The organism is Aeromonas sp. PrichA-15 (assembly GCF_017939245.1).
GTDB lineage: Bacteria > Pseudomonadota > Gammaproteobacteria > Enterobacterales > Aeromonadaceae > Aeromonas > Aeromonas caviae.
The window spans coordinates 72,657-89,621 of the sequence record NZ_JAGKRH010000059.1 but is presented as its reverse complement, the minus strand read 5'-3'; the positions used below and the strand labels follow the sequence as shown (position 1 = coordinate 89,621).

12 protein-coding genes and 1 pseudogene are annotated in these 16,965 nt (G+C 62.9%); 7 read left to right on the top strand and 6 right to left on the bottom strand.

Annotated features, from left to right (window positions below):
• The 4 genes from J9889_RS10310 to proX all read left to right on the top strand — a co-directional run.
• The coding region (locus J9889_RS10310) for a transposase (protein WP_210537842.1) at nt 1–142 on the top strand (142 nt) is incomplete at its 5' end.
• A gap of 18 nt (nt 143–160) precedes the next feature.
• Nucleotides 161–1,357 carry a glycine betaine/L-proline ABC transporter ATP-binding protein ProV gene (proV, locus tag J9889_RS10305; protein ID WP_104452413.1) on the top strand — a complete coding sequence of 399 codons (1,197 nt, stop codon included), beginning with the start codon at nt 161–163 and terminating at the stop codon, nt 1,355–1,357.
• Nucleotides 1,354–2,502, top strand: coding sequence for a glycine betaine/L-proline ABC transporter permease ProW (gene proW, locus J9889_RS10300; protein ID WP_210556612.1), 1,149 nt, complete (start codon nt 1,354–1,356; stop codon nt 2,500–2,502). The genes proV and proW overlap by 4 nt, the downstream gene beginning before the upstream one ends.
• On the top strand, nt 2,499–3,500 hold the full coding sequence (gene proX / locus J9889_RS10295) for a glycine betaine/L-proline ABC transporter substrate-binding protein ProX (protein WP_210556611.1): 1,002 nt from the start codon (nt 2,499–2,501) through the stop codon (nt 3,498–3,500). The genes proW and proX overlap by 4 nt, the downstream gene beginning before the upstream one ends.
• A 92-nt stretch (nt 3,501–3,592) precedes the next feature.
• On the opposite strand, the gene J9889_RS10290 is transcribed toward proX, so the two are convergent.
• Genes J9889_RS10290 through J9889_RS10280 form a run of 3 tightly spaced genes read right to left on the bottom strand, consistent with a single transcriptional unit; the run spans nt 3,593 to nt 7,888 of the window.
• A complete protein-coding gene (locus J9889_RS10290) occupies nt 3,593–4,399 on the bottom strand; it encodes a phosphoadenylyl-sulfate reductase (protein WP_010675432.1) in 807 nt (268 codons plus the stop codon).
• A complete protein-coding gene (cysI, locus tag J9889_RS10285; protein ID WP_200164584.1) occupies nt 4,389–6,101 on the bottom strand; it encodes an assimilatory sulfite reductase (NADPH) hemoprotein subunit in 1,713 nt (570 codons plus the stop codon). The genes J9889_RS10290 and cysI overlap by 11 nt, the downstream gene beginning before the upstream one ends.
• Entirely contained in the window at nt 6,101–7,888 is a 1,788-nt protein-coding gene (locus J9889_RS10280) for an assimilatory sulfite reductase (NADPH) flavoprotein subunit (protein ID WP_210556614.1), read from the bottom strand. Before J9889_RS10280 ends, cysI begins: the two co-directional genes overlap by 1 nt.
• 198 nt (nt 7,889–8,086) lie before the next feature.
• On the opposite strand from J9889_RS10280, the gene J9889_RS10275 reads away from it, so the two are divergent.
• Entirely contained in the window at nt 8,087–8,884 is a 798-nt protein-coding gene (locus J9889_RS10275) for a PhzF family phenazine biosynthesis protein (RefSeq protein WP_210556609.1), read from the top strand.
• Between the two features lie 141 nt (nt 8,885–9,025).
• On the opposite strand, the gene lysS is transcribed toward J9889_RS10275, so the two are convergent.
• On the bottom strand, nt 9,026–10,504 hold the full coding sequence (gene lysS / locus J9889_RS10270; protein WP_223937765.1) for a lysine--tRNA ligase: 1,479 nt from the start codon (nt 10,502–10,504) through the stop codon (nt 9,026–9,028).
• Between the two features lie 77 nt (nt 10,505–10,581).
• Nucleotides 10,582–11,680 (bottom strand): peptide chain release factor 2 gene (gene prfB, locus J9889_RS10265; protein ID WP_102948437.1). Its coding sequence is split into 2 segments (ribosomal slippage): nt 10,582–11,604 and nt 11,606–11,680, totalling 1,098 coding nucleotides; the frame shifts between segments, so codons are not numbered across the junction.
• Between the two features lie 252 nt (nt 11,681–11,932).
• On the opposite strand from prfB, the pseudogene J9889_RS10260 reads away from it, so the two are divergent.
• A pseudogene (locus J9889_RS10260) lies at nt 11,933–13,818 on the top strand (methyl-accepting chemotaxis protein).
• Nucleotides 13,819–14,244: 426 nt separating this feature from the next.
• Here the strand turns inward: J9889_RS10260 and gltS are convergent.
• A complete protein-coding gene (gene gltS, locus J9889_RS10255) occupies nt 14,245–15,444 on the bottom strand; it encodes a sodium/glutamate symporter (protein WP_041212483.1) in 1,200 nt (399 codons plus the stop codon).
• Between the two features lie 490 nt (nt 15,445–15,934).
• Here gltS and ansA point away from each other — a divergent pair, with 490 nt between their 5' ends.
• Entirely contained in the window at nt 15,935–16,942 is a 1,008-nt protein-coding gene (gene ansA / locus J9889_RS10250) for an asparaginase (protein WP_010675424.1), read from the top strand.
• Nucleotides 16,943–16,965 lie beyond the last annotated feature (23 nt).

Below are 16,965 nucleotides of genomic sequence, written 5' to 3'. Positions count from 1 at the left end.
TGCAAACTACCCGATGCACACGAGTGTGCTGGAAGGGGTGAACAACAAGATCAAAGTGATAAAGCGCATGGCATATGGATTTAGGGACTCAGAATACTTTTTTCTGAAAATCAAGGCGGCCTTCCCCGGAAAGCCGCGATGAACCAGAAAAAAGGACAATATGACAGTCAAACTCGAGGTCAAATCCCTCTACAAAATCTTCGGCGATCAGCCGGATAAAGCGTTCAAATTGCTGGCGAAAGGGCATGATCGCGCCAGTATCCTGAAAAAGACCGGACAGACCCTGGGGGTCCAGGATGTCAATCTGTCCATCAACGAAGGGGAGATCTTCGTGGTGATGGGCCTCTCCGGTTCGGGCAAGTCCACCTTGGTGCGTCTCTTCAACCGGCTGATCGAGCCGACCCGCGGCCAGGTGCTGATCGATGGCGAGGACATCGCCGCCATCTCGGAGCGCGAGCTGCGCCGGGTGCGCCGCAAGAAGATCAGCATGGTATTCCAGTCTTTCGCCCTGATGCCGCACCTGAGTGTGCTGGAAAATACCGCCTTCGGGCTGGAGCTGGCCGGTGTACCGCTGGCGGAGCGCCAGCAGAGCGCCCGTCAGGCGCTCCATCAGGTGGGGCTGGGACAGTGGATAGAGGCTTATCCGGATGCCCTCTCCGGCGGCATGAAGCAGCGGGTCGGGCTGGCCCGGGCCCTTGCCAATGACCCCGACATCCTGCTGATGGACGAAGCTTTCTCCGCGCTGGATCCCCTGATCCGCACCGAGATGCAGGATGAGCTGCTCAAGCTGCAGGCCAGCCAGCAGCGCACCATCGTCTTCATCTCCCACGATCTGGACGAGGCGATGCGCATCGGCGATCGCATCGCCATCATGCAGGATGGCCAGCTGGTGCAGGTGGGCACCCCGGACGAGATCCTGAACCAGCCCGCCAACGACTATGTGCGCGCCTTCTTTCGCGGTGTGGATCTGGCCCATGTGTTCAGCGCCCGCGATGTGGCCAGCCGCAAGCAGGTGCCCCTCATCAAGAAACACACCACCGACGGGCCGGGCAACGCCCTGCGCCAGCTCAAGGAGCTTGAGCGGGAGTTCGGGTACGTGGTGGATCGCAGCCGCCGCTTCCTCGGGGTCGTCTCGGTGGAGTCGCTCGGTCAGGCGGTCAGGGCCAAAGGCAGCCTGGAGCAGGCGCTGCTGGGGGACATTCAGCCCATTCTGGCGGACACCGCCCTCAATGAACTGATCAGCCAGGTGGCGGCCGCCCCCTGTCAGGTGCCCGTGGTCGAGGAGGATGGCACTTACCTCGGCCTCATCTCCAAGGCCAATCTGCTCAATACCCTGGACAGGAGTACCCCGGCATGAAGCTGATGAATCCCCATTTCTTGCTGAGCGGGCTGCTGGCCCTGGTGCTGCTGGCGAGCCCTTCCCTGCGGGCCGATGAGGTGGCGGCAGACCCCTGGAGCGCGCCTGCGTCCACCGAGGTGTCCGATCCCTGGGGCAGTACCGACACCCAGGCCACCGACTGGCAGAACCAGATCGAAGCCGCCGACACCACAACCGCCATCGACTGGCTGGATCCTTTCCAGCAGGCGCTGGTGCCTCTGGATACCTGGGTGGAAGGGGGCATCGGTTGGCTGGTGGAGAACCTGCGGCCGCTGTTCCAGCTGATCCGCGCACCGGTGGAGCTGACCCTGAACGCCATGACCCATCTGCTGCAGACGGTGCCCTCCACCCTGATGATGGGGCTCCTGGCCCTGCTTGCCTGGCAACTGGTGAACGGCCGCATGGCGCTCGGCACGCTCGTATCTCTTGTGGGGATCGGGCTCATCGGGGCCTGGTCCGATGCCATGGTGACCCTGTCCCTGGTGCTGACCTCGCTGTTCTTCTGCGTGCTGCTGGGGGTGCCCACCGGCATCCTGCTGGCCCGCAGCGAGCGGCTCTCCACCTGGACCCGGCCGCTGCTGGATGCCATGCAGACCACCCCGGCATTCGTCTACCTCATCCCCATCGTGATGCTGTTTGGCATCGGCAACGTGCCCGGGGTGGTGGTGACCGTCATCTTCGCCCTGCCGCCCATGATCCGGCTCACCATGCTGGGCATTCGCCAGGTGCCCACGGATCTGGTGGAGGCGGCCCACTCGTTCGGTGCCAGCCCCTCCCAGTTGCTGTTCAAGGTACAGCTGCCACTCGCCATGCCCACCATCATGGCCGGGGTCAACCAGACCCTGATGCTGGCGCTCTCCATGGTGGTGATCGCCTCCATGATCGCGGTGGGGGGTCTCGGCCAGATGGTGCTGCGCGGCATCGGCCGGCTCGACATGGGGCTCGCCTCCATCGGCGGCCTCGGCATCGTGCTGCTGGCCATCGTGCTCGACCGCCTCACCCAGGCGATGGGGCAACCGGATCGCACCCGTACCGGCCGCTGGTATCAGCATGGCCCCGCCGCCCTGCTGCTGCGCCTGACCGGTCGTGACAAGAAAATCGATTACAAAGGAGTAAACGCATGAGACAGACCACCAAAGGATTGACCCTGGGCACATTGCTGCTGAGTGCCCAACTGCTGAGCCCGCTCGCCATGGCCAGCGCAGAGTTGCCGGGGGAGGGGGTTCGCGTTCAGCCCCTGCAGAGCTCCTTGCCGGAAGAGGCCTTCCAGAGCCTGCTGGTGAGCAAGCTGATGGCGCGTCTGGGTTACGATGTCCAGCCCGCCCAGGAGGTGGACTACAACGTGGCTTATGCCTCGGTGGCCCAGGGAGACGGCACCTTCCTCGCGTTCAACTGGGTGCCGCTGCAGGACAACAAGTACGAGCAGGCGGGGGGCGACAAGGTGTTCTTCCGTGAGGGCACCTATGTGGCCGGTGCCGCCCAGGGGTACCTCATCGACAAGAAGACCGCGACCCAATACGGCATCACCAACCTGGGCCAGCTCAAGGATCCCGAGGTGGCGGCGCTGTTTGACGGGGATGGCGACGGCAAGGCCGACCTCATCGGTTGCAACCCCGGCTGGGGCTGCGAGGGGGCGATCAACCATCACCTCGACGCCTTTGGTCTGACCCCCACGGTGGCCCACAAGCAGGGCAACTACGCGGCGCTGATCGCCGATACCCTGGCTCGCTACCAGGCCGGCAAGCCGGTGCTCTATTACACCTGGACCCCCTACTGGCTCAGCAGCGAACTGGTGCCGGGGCGGGATGTGGTGTGGCTGGAGGTGCCCGCCGATGCTAAGGATGCGAACAAGACCCGGCTGCCGAACGGCAAGAACTACGGCTTTGCGGTGAACACCATGCACATCGTTGCCAACAAGCGGTTTGCCGAGGCCAATCCGGCCGCCGCCAAGCTCTTCTCCATCGTCAAGCTGCCGCTGAATGACATCAACGTGCAGAACGGCCTGATGAACAAGGGGCAGAACAAGCCGGCGGACGTGGAGCGTCATGCCGACGCCTGGCTCAAGGGCCACGAGGCGCTGGTGAACGACTGGCTGAATCAGGCGCGCGCCGCCGCCATGTAATGAGGGGTACGTCGCCCTTCTGCACAAAGAAAAACGCCCGGCAGTTGCCGGGCGTTTTTTTGTGGGCGCAGCACATGGCCGGGCCGCGGGGATCAGATGCCGGAGCCGTCGCTCTCGCCACCTTCCTCATGCAGGCCGCACTCGCGCTTGAGGCCGAAGAAGCGGGTCTGCTCCTCGCTCATGCCGGGCTCCCACTTGGCGGTGGTGTGCACGTCGCCGACCGAGAGGTAGCCCTGCTCCCACAGCGGGTGGTAGGGGAGGTCGAACTCCTTGAAGTAGTAGAAGACGTCCTTGTTGCTCCAGTCGATCACCGGCAGGAACTTGAAGCGACCGCGCTGGATGGCCAGCACCGGCAGCTTGCCCCGGCTGCCGGACTGCTCACGGCGCAGGCCCGAGAACCAGGTGCGGGCACCCAGCTCGTTCAGGGCGCGGTCCATGGGCTCCACCTTGTTGAGCTGGTTGTAACGGGTGATCCCCTCCACCCCCTGCTCCCACAGGAGGCCGAAGCGGGCCTCCTGCCAGGCCGGGCTGAGTTCGGCCCGGTAGATCTTGAGGTTGAGCGCGAGACGCTCGGTCAGCTCGTCGATGAAACGGTAGGTCTCGGGGAAGAGATAACCGGTGTCGGTGAGCACCACGGGCACGTCGGCCCGCTCGCGGCTCACCAGGTGCAGCATGAGCGCCGCCTGGATGCCGAAACTCGACGACAGCACGTGCTCCCCCGGCAGGTTGGCCAGGGCCCAGCGCACCCGCTCGGGGGCGCTCATGGCGTCCAGCTCCCGGTTGAGGGGGGCCAGCGCCTCGACCTGTTCCTCCCGGCCCAGGGCCAGGAGGGCGTCGAGGTCGAGCCGGCCGTCGGCGGTGCGCGCCAGCCGGGCTGTATCAGTCTGTTCAGGCTGCATAGAAGTCCCTCGCGGAGTCGATAACCGGGGCGATGATCCCGGCGCGAATGACAAAATCGCCGAAGCACTCGTCCGGGTTGCGTTCGCTCGCCCAGCGGCCGATCAGGGCGTCCAGTTCGGCCAGGATCTGCGGCTCGGTGATGTTCTCCAGATGCAGGCGCGGGATGCGGGTCCCCTCGAGGTTGCCCCCCAGGTGCAGGTTGTAGCGACCCGGCGCCTTGCCCACCAGACCCACTTCCGCCAGCATGGCGCGGCCGCAGCCGTTGGGGCAGCCGGTGACCCGGAAGATGATGGCGTCATCCGCCAGGTCGTGCTTGGCCAGCAGCCCCTCGATGTCGGTGACGAAGGCAGGCAGCATGCGCTCGGCCTCGGCCATTGCCAGGGGGCAGGTGGGCAGGGCCACACAGGCCATGGACTGCTTGCGCTGCTCGCTCACGCCGTCATCCAGCAGACCGTACTGGCGCGCCAGCGCCTCGATGCGAGCCTTCTCGCCGGCAGGCACGCCCGCGATGATGAGGTTCTGGTTGGCGGTGAGGCGGAAGTCCCCCTGATGCACCTTGGCGATCTCCAGCATGCCGGTCTTGAGGGGCTTGCCCGGGAAGTCCAGCAGGCGGCCGTTCTCGATAAACAGGGTCAGGTGGTGCTTGCCGTCGATCCCCTCCACCCAGCCGAAGCGATCGCCACGGCTGGTGAATTCATAGGGGTGAACCGGCCCGAACTGGATGCCGGCGCGGTTCTCCACCTCGGCCTTGAAGGCCTCGACCCCCACCCGTTCAAGGGTGTACTTGGTCTTGGCGTTCTTGCGGTTGACCCGGTTGCCCCAGTCGCGCTGGGTGCTGACCACGGCGGCCGCCACCTCCAGCACGTGGGAGAGCGGAATGAAGCCAAAGTCGCTCGCCTTGCGCGGGTAGGTGGTGGTGTCGCCGTGGGTCATGGCCAGACCGCCCCCCACCAGCACGTTGAAGCCCACCAGTTTGCCGTGTTCGGCAATGGCCACGAAGTTGAGATCGTTGGCGTGGATGTCCACATCGTTGTGGGGCGGGATCACCACGGTCGTCTTGAATTTGCGCGGCAGGTAGTTGGAGCCCAGGATCGGCTCCTCGTCACCCCCCAGCTTCTCGCCATCCAGCCAGATCTCCACGTAGGCGCGGGTCTTGGGCAGCAGGTGCTCGGAGATCTTCTTGGCCCACTCGTAGGCCTCCTGGTGCAACTCGGACTCCACCGGGTTGCTGGTGCAGAGCACGTTGCGGTTCACGTCCCCCGCGGTGGCGATGGAGTCGATACCTGTGCTGTTGAGGGTCTGGTGCATCAGCTTGATGTCGCGCTTCAGTACCCCGTGGAACTGGAAGGTCTGGCGGGTGGTCAGGCGGATGCTGCCGTACATGCTGTGTTCTTCGGCGAACTTGTCGATCACCTGCCACTGGGCCGGGGTGATGATGCCGCCGGGCAGGCGGGCGCGCAGCATGACGTTGTGCAGGGGCTCCAGCTTCTGGGCGGTGCGCTCCGGGCGGATGTCGCGGTCATCCTGCTGATACATGCCGTGGAAGCGGATCAGCTGGAAGTTGTCGCCGTTGAAGCCGCCGGTGAGCGGGTCCTGCAGATCTTCGGCGATGGTGCCGCGCAGGAAGTTGCTCTCGCGCTTGAGGCGTTCGTTGTCAGCCAGCGGCCCTTCGACCGGTCCCGGAATAAGTTGTTTGCTCATCAATAGACATCCCTTTGATAACGTTTGGCACGACGCAATTCGCTCAGATACTCTTCTGCTTCCTCACGGCTCTTGTGGCCGTGTTCCGCAATCACTTCCAGCAGGGCTTCCTGCACATCCTTCGCCATGTGGTTGGCGTCGCCACACACATAGAAGTGAGCGCCTGCTTCCAGCCACTGGTAGAGCTCAAGCCCTGCCTCGCGCAGACGGTCCTGCACATAAATCTTGTTGGCCTGATCCCGGCTGAAGGCCAGGGAGATCTTGGACAGCAGGCCCGATTTCACATAACGCTGCCACTCCACCTGATAGAGGAAGTCCTGGGTGAAGTGGGGGTTGCCGAAGAAGAGCCAGTTCTTGCCCTCTGCCCCCTGTGCTTCCCGTTCCTGCAGGAAGGCGCGGAACGGAGCAATGCCGGTGCCCGGGCCCACCATGATGACGGGGGTATCGGGATTGGCGGGCAGGCGGAAGTTGTCGTTGTGCTCCACGAACACCCGGACCTCGGCATCTTCCGGCAGACGGTCCGCCAGATAGGAGGAGGCGCCGCCGCTTCGCACTGTGCCATCTTCTTGGAGGTAGCGCACCACGCCGACGGTCAGGTGCACCTCTTCTTCCACCTCGCTCTGGGCGGAGGCGATGGAGTAGAGGCGGGGGGTGAGGGGGCGCAGCAGTGCGATCAGTTGATCGGCACTCAAGGAAGCCGGGAAGCGTTTCAGTACGTCCACCACCTGGGCGCTGGTCACCAGGGCGTTGACCTGGGCCTTGTCACCGGCCAGATCTTTGAGCGCCGCGTTGTCCGTGATCTCGGCGAGGCCAGTGATCAGGCCCCCGTGCAGCCGGGTCAGCTCGTAGTGACGGGTCAGCGCCTCGCGCAGGCTGCCATGAGGGGTAGCCTCGTCACCGGTCAGACCGGCCAGGACCAGCACTTCCCCCACGAGATCGGCGTCGTTGTCGAACCAGATGCCGAGCGCATCCCCCGGTTGATAGGTGATGCCGGACTCTTCCAGGTTGATCTCGATGTGACGGATGTCCTTGGTGGAGTCGCGGCCGGTGATCTTCTGGTTCACCGAGAGTCTGGCCGGGAAGGGGTTCTCCTTGTTGTACTGGCTGTGGCCGACGGCGGCCTGCACCGAGCCCGCCACGCTGGCGGTCGCGGCGCCGGCAGAGAGTGTGGCGGCGACCGCCGCAACGGCCTGTTCGCCCCAGGCCTTGGCGGCATCCTGATAATCCACATCGAGGCTAGCTAGCTCATGGATGCGCTCGGCCCCTGCCTTGGCGAGGAAACCATCGAAATCCTTGCCGGTCTGGCAGAAGAACTCATAGGAGCTGTCACCCAGCCCCAGCACGGCAAATTTGAGGCCCTCGAGTTTGCCAATCTTGCCTTTTTTAAGCTGCTCGAACAGATCGACGGCGCTCTCGGGGGGCTCCCCCTCCCCGTAAGTGCTCACTACCACCAGCAGGTGGCTCTCTTTCTTGAGCTGCTTGGGTTTGTAGTCCGCCATGGAGGCGAGGGTCACCGGCAGGCCGCGGGCCTCAGCCTGGGCCTTGATGGCGCTGGCCACGCCCTTGGCATTCCCGGTCTGGGAGCCGTAGAGAATGGTCAGGCTGCCGCCGGGAGCCGCGACTTCTGCGCCTGCGCTCGCCACGGGCTGGACGCCCGCCTGGGATAGGCCGTAGAGATAACCGCTGACCCAGGCCAGTTGCTGGGTATTGAGGGTGGTGAGAACTTGGTTGAGCTGGCGCTGCTGTTCGTCAGAGAGCGGGCTCAGGGTGGGGGCTGTCAATGGCATCACACATGTCTTCCATGGTCTGATTTTTGGTCAGGGTAAGGGGTGTAATGAATAACTACAAAGAATAAAAATATCTTCTTTATGCGATTTATGAATTTATAAAGCCAAAATCCATCTCAGCCCCGGTGCGCCCGTGATATAAAAATGGCCTTGCCGAGCCCCCTGTCCCGGTGATCTCTCATGCGCCAAGGAGCAACCATGTCCCGTCTCTATCATGTCAACTCCTTCAGCCATCACCCCTTCGGAGGCAACCCCGCCGTGGTGGTGCTGGGGGAAGCGCGGCCCGACGCCGAGCTGCAGGCCATGGCAGCGGAGTTCAACCTCTCTGAGAGCGCCTTTCTGACCCAACTGGGAGAGGAGCATTACGGGTTGCGCTGGTTCACCCCGCAAGTGGAGGTGGACTTGTGCGGCCATGGCACCCTGGCGGCGGCCCATGTGCTGTGGCAGACGGGGGAGGTGTCAGGGGAGCTCCCCATCCGCTTCGCGACCCGCAGCGGCGAGCTGGTGGCCAGGCGCGAAGAGAGCTGGATCTGGCTCGACTTCCCGCGTATCTCTCTGGCTCCTCTTGAGCTGGACCCTGCCTATGGGGCTGCCCTCGGCTGCCAGCCGCTGCAAACCCTGGCGGTCGGGGCCAAGTTCCTGCTTGAGCTCGCCAGTGAGGAGGCGGTCCGCGCGCTTACCCCCGATTTTCACGCCCTGCGGGCGCTGCCGGGCCGGGGGATCATGGTGACGGCGCCATCGAGCCGGAAGGAGGACGACTTCGTCTCCCGCTACTTCGCCCCCTGGGTAGGAGTGGACGAGGATCCGGTGACCGGCTCCAACCACTGCGCCCTGGTGCCCTTCTGGGCCGAGCGGCTCGGCAAACGGCAATTGCGGGCCCGCCAGGTCTCGGCCCGAGGCGGGGATCTCAGGCTGGAACTGCAGGAGGAGCGGGTGCTGATGGCGGGCCGGGCACTGACCCTGTGGCAGGGGGAGTGGCTGCTGCCACCGGCCTGATAAGCGGCAAGTTGGTGGCGTATGGTGGCGTATTGAAGGTTCGCACCGGTTGTGTCCGTCATAAAAAAACGCCCCGCAATTGCGGGGCGTTTTGATTGCCATGGACGGCAGCGTTTTGCTGCGGCCCTGTTTCTGCGGCGCTTACTTTTGTGGACGCAAGGCCGGGAACAGAATGACGTCGCGGATGGTGTGGCTGTTGGTGAACAGCATCACCAGACGGTCGATACCGATGCCCTGACCGGCAGTCGGCGGCAGACCGTGTTCCAGTGCGGTCACGAAGTCGGCGTCGTAGAACATGGCTTCGTCATCGCCTGCGGCTTTCTGGTCAACCTGGGCCTGGAAGCGCTCGGCCTGATCTTCCGCATCGTTCAGCTCGGAGAAGCCGTTGGCCAGCTCGCGGCCGCCGATGAAGAATTCGAAGCGGTCGGTGACGTCCGGGTTCTGGTCGTTGCGGCGGGCCAGCGGGGAGACGGCGGCCGGGTACTCGGTGATGAAGGTCGGTTGCAGCAGCATGTGTTCCACGGTCTCTTCGAAGATCGCGGTGATCACGTGGCCCAGCTCCCAGCTCTTCATCAGCTCGATCTTCAGACCCTTGGCGACGGCGGTGGCCTTCTCAAGAGTGGCCAGATCGTCACGGGTCACACCCGGGTTGTACTTCAGGATGGAGTCCACCATGGAGAGGCGCTGGAACGGCTGACCGAAATCGATGGTCAGGCCCTCTTCGCCCTCTTTGGCGTAACGGATCTTGGTGTCGCCCAGGATGTCCTGTGCCAGGGTGCGCAGCATCTCTTCGGTGAGATCCATCAGATCGATGTAATCGGCGTAGGCCATATAGAACTCGAGCATGGTGAACTCGGGGTTATGGCGAACGGAGATGCCTTCGTTGCGGAAGTTGCGGTTGATCTCGTAGACACGCTCGAAACCACCGACCACCAGACGCTTCAGATAGAGTTCCGGAGCGATACGCAGGTACATGTCGATGTCCAGCGCATTGTGGTGGGTGATGAAGGGACGTGCGGAGGCGCCACCCGGGATGACTTGCATCATGGGGGTTTCCACTTCCATGAAGCGCTTGTCATTCAGGAACTTGCGAATGCCGGCCACCACCTTGGTGCGGGTCACGAAGGTCTTGCGGGACTCTTCGTTGGCGATCAGGTCCAGGTAACGCTGGCGGCAGCGGGCTTCCTGGTCGGTCAGACCCTTGTGCTTCTCGGGCAGCGGGCGCAGGGCCTTGGTCAGCAGGCGGATGGTGGAGACGTGTACGGAGAGCTCACCGGCGTTGGTGCGGAACAGGGTGCCCTCGACACCGACGATGTCACCCAGATCCCACTTCTTGAACTGCTCGTTGTAGAAGCCTTCCGGCAGATCGTCACGGGTCACGTAGATCTGGATCTTGCCAGCCATGTCCTGCAGGGTCGCGAAAGACGCCTTGCCCATGATCCGGCGGGTCATGATGCGACCGGCAATCTTCACCTGTTTACCCAGGGCGACCAGCTCGTCATTGCTCTTGTCGCCGAATTCGGCATGCAGATCGCCGGAGAGGCTGTCACGACGGAAGTCGTTGGGGAAGGGGTTGCCCTGGGCGCGCAAGGCGGCCAGCTTGGAGCGGCGCTCAAGCATCTCGTTGTTCAGTTCGAGAGTCTGGTCGACTTCCGGGGGGGTGGTTTGTTCAGACATGGTGATTCCTGCTGCTCTGTTTACAGGCCTGATTTCAGGCTGGCTTCGATAAACTTGTCCAAGTCGCCGTCGAGTACCGATTGGGTATTGCGGGTTTCGACGCCGGTGCGCAGATCCTTGATACGGGAATCATCCAGTACGTAGGAGCGGATCTGGCTGCCCCAGCCGATGTCGGACTTGGTCTCTTCGAGGGCTTGCTTCTCAGCGTTCTGCTTTTGAATTTCCAGCTCGTAGAGCTTGGCCTTCAACTGCTTCATACACTGATCTTTGTTCTTGTGCTGGGAACGGTCGTTCTGGCACTGCACCACCACGCCGGTCGGCACATGGGTGATACGCACCGCGGACTCGGTCCGGTTGACGTGCTGACCACCGGCACCGGAGGCGCGGTAGACGTCGATGCGAAGATCAGCCGGGTTGATCTCGATCTCGATGTCATCATCGATCTCGGGGTAGACGAACACGGAGCAGAACGAGGTGTGGCGACGGCCGCCGGAATCGAACGGCGACTTGCGTACCAGGCGGTGCACGCCGGTCTCGGTGCGCAGCCAGCCAAAGGCATACTCGCCGGTGAACTTGATGGTGGCGGACTTGATGCCGGCCACGTCGCCCTCGGAGCATTCGATGAGCTCGGGCTTGTAGCCGTGGGCATCGCCCCAGCGCAGGTACATGCGCAGCACCATGTTGGCCCAGTCCTGGGCCTCGGTGCCACCGGAACCGGACTGGATGTCGATGTAGCAGTCGGAACCGTCGTGCTGACCGGAGAACATGCGACGGAACTCGAGATCCACCAGCTTGGCCTCCAGCTCGTCCGCTTCGACCACGGCTTCGTTGAAGGTCTCTTCGTCTTCGCCTTCGACGGCCAGGCTGACCAGCATCTCGACGTCATCGACGCCCTGGGTCAGGGTATCGATGGTGCTGACGACGTTCTCCAGGGAGACGCGCTCCTTGCCCAGCGCCTGTGCGCGCTCGGGTTCGTTCCAGACATCCGGCTGTTCCAGCTCGGCATTGACCTCTTCTAGACGCTCTTTCTTGGCGTCATAGTCAAAGGTACCCCCTAAGCAGCTCGGTCCTCTCAGACAGCTCCTTAAGCTTGTTTAATACAGGATTGACTTCAAACATCGTGAAAACTCTCGGGGTCGATGTGATTTAAAAACGGGATATTCTAGCCAATTGCAGAAGGAATAAACAGGGTTGGCTGGCCCCGCTCTTTTTCCTGCTCCAATTTTCCGCAGCATTTTTAAAATTTCCGCGTAAAATATCGTCACTCACGCCATTCTCCGCTTCAGTTTTGCGCAGATTGGCCGCTAACAACACACAGTGCCACGCACTCCCGATTGATCCTGTTCCCGACCCCCACAAGAAGAAAACACGATGAAAAACCTATCACTCAAGCAGAAGATACTGTTGTCTGTGGTCATCTGTCTGTGGTCATCGCCTTGTCACTGGTGATCCTGCTGCTCTCCTGGCAGAGCTACACCAGCCAGAAGTCCATGCTGCTGCAAGGCAGTCAGGAACAGGTGCAGCGCCTTGGCAGCCAGCAGGCCGCCAGCGTCAGCGACTGGCTTGCCGCCCGTCGTGACGTCATCCAGGCCCTTGGCAACAAGGCCGGTGCCGAGCCCCTCAACGCCCTGCAACAGGCCCAGGTGTCCGGCCGTTTCCAGCTCACCTATTTCGGTGAGGGCAGCGGCAAGATGAACGACTCCGACCCCTCCATCAACCGCGACGGTTACGATCCCCGCTCCCGTGGCTGGTATCAGGAAGCCATGGCCAAGGGCGGCATGATCGTCACCAAACCCTACCTTGACGTGGCCTACAACATTCTGGTGGTGACCCTGGCCCAGCCTGCCCAGGGCGGCGTGGTGGGGGGGGATCTCTCCATCGCCTCCCTGGTGGATGACATCACCAAGATGAAGCTGCCAGCGGACGGCTTCGCCATCCTGATGCACAAGGATGGCACCGTCATCGCCTACAAGGATGCGGCCAAGGCGATGAAGCCGGCCAGCGAGATCGACAACGATCTGACCAATGCCCTGATCGATCAGAGCAAGGCGAGCAACAGCCTGGTGCCTGCTTTCTTCGACAACGAGGGGCGTGACAAGCTGCTGTGGGCGACGGACATTCCGGACACCGACTGGGAGCTGGTGCTGGTACTGGACAAGAGCACCCTGGAGGCGCCGCTCTCCTCCCTGCTGATGACCCAGCTCGGCCTGGCCCTGCTGGTGCTGGTGGGCAGCATCCTCGCCATCTCCTGGCTGGTCAGCCTGCTGCTCGGCCCCCTCACCAAGGTGTCCCAGGCCCTGGCCCGCATCGCCGACGGTAACGGCGATCTGACCCAGCGCATCAAGATCGACGCCAATGACGAAGTGGGCCAGCTCGCCGGCAGCTTCAACCGCTTCGTGGGCAGCCAGCATCAGCTCATCGCCAACATCCGTCAGCTTGCCAACGAGCTGAACGCCGATGCCGAACGCAGTCTGGTGACCAACCAGGCCGCGGTGGAAGAGCTGCAACGCCAGCAACAGGAGGTGACCATGGTCGCCACCGCCGTCACCGAGATGGCGAGTGCCACCATGGAGATCGCCGGTAACGCCGAGAACACCGCTGCGGCCGCCCAGCAATCCGCCCAGAGCAGTGAACAGGGCAAGATCCTGGTGAACCAGACTCGCCAGTCCATCAACAACCTGGCCGAGGAAGTGGGGCAGGCGACCGGCGTCATCGGCGAGCTGAGCCGTCACGCTCAGGCCATCTCCGGCATCCTCTCCACCATCCAGGGCATCGCCGAGCAGACCAACCTGCTGGCGCTGAACGCGGCCATTGAAGCGGCCCGTGCCGGCGAACAGGGTCGCGGTTTCGCCGTGGTGGCGGACGAGGTGCGGGTGCTGTCGCGCCGTACCCAGGATTCTACCCAGGAGATCCAGTCCACCATCGAAACCCTGCAACAGACCACGGCCCGCGCGGTGAGCCTGATGCAGACCAGCCAGGGGCTGGCGGACAACAGCGTGAAGGATGCCGACGCCGCCGCTGCGGCCCTGGAGGAGATCACCCAGGCCGTCAGCCTCATCTCCGACATGGCGGGCCAGATCGCCACCGCCGCCGAGGAGCAGACCCAGGTGACCGGTGAAATCACCCAGAACACCACTGCCATCAAGGATGTGAGCGACGAGATCACCGCTTCCGCCATGCGCGACCTGGATCAGGCGCACAACCTCAAGGGGCGTGCCACCAACCTGAACCAGCAGGTGTCGACCTTTATTTTGTAAGGAAGGTCAGGCCGCAGTCCTACCGTGGCGTCAGTAAAAAGCCCCGCACCTTGGTGCGCAATGCTGTTCACTTAAGAGAATTTGAGTTCCAGTCCACGTAGTATCAGGGCTAAAAAATGAGGGAGGCATGATGCCTCCCTCTTTCTATTGCAAGCCACGCTGGATAAAGGCTGAAGGAACATCGACTGGAAACAGCCTTGCTCCCCCAACTCAAGTCGCATTTATGAATAATTAGTCAAAAATGTGCTTATCTGAACAGCATTGCGCACCTTGGTGCGGGGCTTTTTGTTGCCTGCCGTCGGCCCCTTGGTGGGGCTCGGCGGCACCGTCGTGGCAGCGTAACCCGTGGTGCCCAAGCGTCCAGGGGCCAGCAAGCAAAGAGCCCACCGCAAGGTGGGCTCTGTCATACGGGGCCTGCGTCCGGGATCACAGGAAGGGCAGGGCCAGGAACAGCTTGATCACCACGGCGTTGATGATGTCGATGAAGAAGGCACCGACCATGGGCACCACCAGGAAGGCCAGGTGGGAGGGGCCAAAGCGCTGGGTGATGGCCTGCATGTTGGCAATGGCAGTGGGGGTGGCGCCGAGGCCGAAGCCGCAGTGACCCGCCGCCAGCACGGCCGCATCATAGTTGCGCCCCATGACCCGGAAGGTGACGAAGATGGCGTAGAGCGCCATGGCTACCGTCTGCACGGCCAGCAGGATGAAGATGGGCAGGGCCAGGCTTGCCAGCTCCCACAACCTGAGGCTCATCAGCGCCATGGCGAGGAAGAGCGACAGGCTGACGTTGCCGAGCAGGGAGACCTCACGGTCGCTCACTTCGTGCCAGTTGAGCAGGGTGAGCAGGTTGCGCAGCAGCACGCCGACGAACAGCACGCAGACGAAGATCGGCAACTCGAAGACGCCGCCCTTGAGGTAGAGGGCCAGCATTTCGCCCCCTTTCAGGCTGATGGCGATGAGTGCCAGGGTCTCGATCAGGCTGAAGGTGGTGAGCGGGCGCTCCATGTCCGGCATCTCGAAGCCCTGGGGGGCGCCGTCACGGTTGTGCTCCTCACCGGGCACCTGCACCTTCTTCACCAGATAACGGGCCACCGGGCCGCCGATGAGGCCCCCCAGCACCAGGCCGAAGGTGGCACAGGCAATCGCCAGCTCGGCGGCGGATTGCACGCCGTACTTCTCGGTGAAGATGGAGCCCCAGGCCGCCCCGGTGCCGTGGCCGCCGGAGAGGGTGATGGAGCCGGCCAGCAGCCCCATGTGGGGATCCAGCCCCAGCAGGGTGGCCAGACCCACCCCCAGGCTGTTTTGCACCAGCAGCAGGCCGGTGACCACCAGCAGGAAGGTGGCCACCGCCTTGCCGCCGCGCTTGAGGCTGCCCAGATCGGCGGAGAGGCCGATGGAGGCGAAGAAGGTCAGCATCAGGGCCGTCTGCAGGCTGGTATCAAATTGCAGTTCGATCTGCAGGGTGGAACGCAGCACCAGCAGCACCAGGGCAACCACCAGGCCACCGGCCACGGGTTTGGGGATGTTGAAAGTGCGCAGGGGTCCTATCTTGTTGACCAGCAGGCGGCCAAGCAGCAGCACCAGGGTCGCGGCGACCAGGGTGGCGTAGGCATCAAGTTGTAGCATTCAGTGCTCCCATGTTGATCGGCTGTGTCTTTGGCGAGAAAGACTCACGGATCCAGCCGGGATGAAACAGAGTGGCGAACGCGCCAGTGACAGAGGGGCCGCAGCCCCGTCCCTCTGCAAAAGAGGGGGTCGACACGAGCCCGTGTTCGTCGGGCGTCCAGATGAGATTTGTGAAAAACCCGCCGGATACTAGCAAAAAACACCAAGTACATCCACATATGTCACATTAATGATTAAAACATGGTGTTAACATGGCATTTAAAACTGCCTCGCCGAGTGTGCTCCGGATCGCAACAATGCTGCTGCGGCTGTCATTTGCAGCGGCACTCTTTATAATTCGCCCGGTTCCGCCCCCACGGGAGGACACAGACCCTCAAGAGGTCTGCTGATGACCGATATTGAGCCCGCCCGCACCATCTGAAGGACGGGGAGCTGTATCGGTTGAGCCCTGTTTGATTTGCCGGTTTCCAGTCCAGAGAGAGGAGAGGGTGTGAAGAAGTCCATCTACATTGCCTACACAGGCGGCACCATAGGGATGCAGCGTTCCGACCACGGTTATGTACCGATGGCGGGCTTCATGGAGGACTGTCTGGCACGGATGCCCGAGTTCCATCGACCGGAAATGCCCGATTACCATATCCACGAATATGCCCCCCTCATCGACTCTTCCGACATGACGCCGGCAGACTGGCAGCGCATCGCCGAGGATATCAAGGGCAACTACGACAAGTACGACGGTTTCGTCATTCTGCACGGCACCGACACCATGTCGTTCACCGCGTCTGCGCTCTCCTTCATGCTCGAAGATCTGCACAAGCCGGTCATCATCACCGGCTCCCAGATCCCCCTGGCCGAGCTGCGCTCGGACGGTCAGCAGAACCTGCTCAACGCCCTCTATATCGCGGCCAACTACCCGATCCACGAGGTGACGCTCTTCTTCAACAACCAGCTCTATCGTGGCAACCGCAGCAAGAAGGTGCATGCCGACGGCTTCCACGCCTTCGACTCGCCCAACTACCCGCCCCTGCTCAATGCCGGTATCGCCATCTCCCTGGAGGCAGGTGAGCTGGGCGTGCCGTGCGATCGCCCCCTGGTGCTGCACGACATCACCCCCCAGCCCATCGGGGTGGTGACCCTCTACCCGGGGATATCGGCGGAGGTGATAGCGAACATCCTGCAACAGCCGGTGCGTGCGCTGATCCTGCTCTCCTTCGGGGTGGGCAATGCGCCCCAGAACCCGGCCATGCTGGCGCTGCTCTCCGAGGCATCTGCCCGGGGCGTCATCATCGTCAACCTGAGCCAGTGCCTGCACGGCAAGGTCAACATGGGGGGTTATGCCACCGGCAACGCCCTCTCCCGTGCGGGAGTCATCTCGGGCTTTGACATGACCGCCGAGGCGGCGCTCACCAAGCTGCACTTCCTGCTGAGCCAGGATCTGCCGGCGCCGCGCATCCGTGAGCTGATGCAGCAGTCCCTGCGGGGTGAACTGACCCCCTGACTTTCCCTCTCACCCTAACCCTC

Coding starts and splice junctions, on each gene's coding strand:
- J9889_RS10290 (WP_010675432.1), bottom strand. CDS start 4,399: ATGCAGCCTGAACAGACTGATACAGCCCGGCTGGCGCGCACCGCCGAC.
- lysS (WP_223937765.1), bottom strand. CDS start 10,504: ATGCTTGAGCGCCGCTCCAAGCTGGCCGCCTTGCGCGCCCAGGGCAAC.
- cysI (WP_200164584.1), bottom strand. CDS start 6,101: ATGAGCAAACAACTTATTCCGGGACCGGTCGAAGGGCCGCTGGCTGAC.
- proV (WP_104452413.1), top strand. CDS start 161: ATGACAGTCAAACTCGAGGTCAAATCCCTCTACAAAATCTTCGGCGAT.
- gltS (WP_041212483.1), bottom strand. CDS start 15,444: ATGCTACAACTTGATGCCTACGCCACCCTGGTCGCCGCGACCCTGGTG.
- proW (WP_210556612.1), top strand. CDS start 1,354: ATGAAGCTGATGAATCCCCATTTCTTGCTGAGCGGGCTGCTGGCCCTG.
- J9889_RS10280 (WP_210556614.1), bottom strand. CDS start 7,888: ATGCCATTGACAGCCCCCACCCTGAGCCCGCTCTCTGACGAACAGCAG.
- proX (WP_210556611.1), top strand. CDS start 2,499: ATGAGACAGACCACCAAAGGATTGACCCTGGGCACATTGCTGCTGAGT.
- J9889_RS10275 (WP_210556609.1), top strand. CDS start 8,087: ATGTCCCGTCTCTATCATGTCAACTCCTTCAGCCATCACCCCTTCGGA.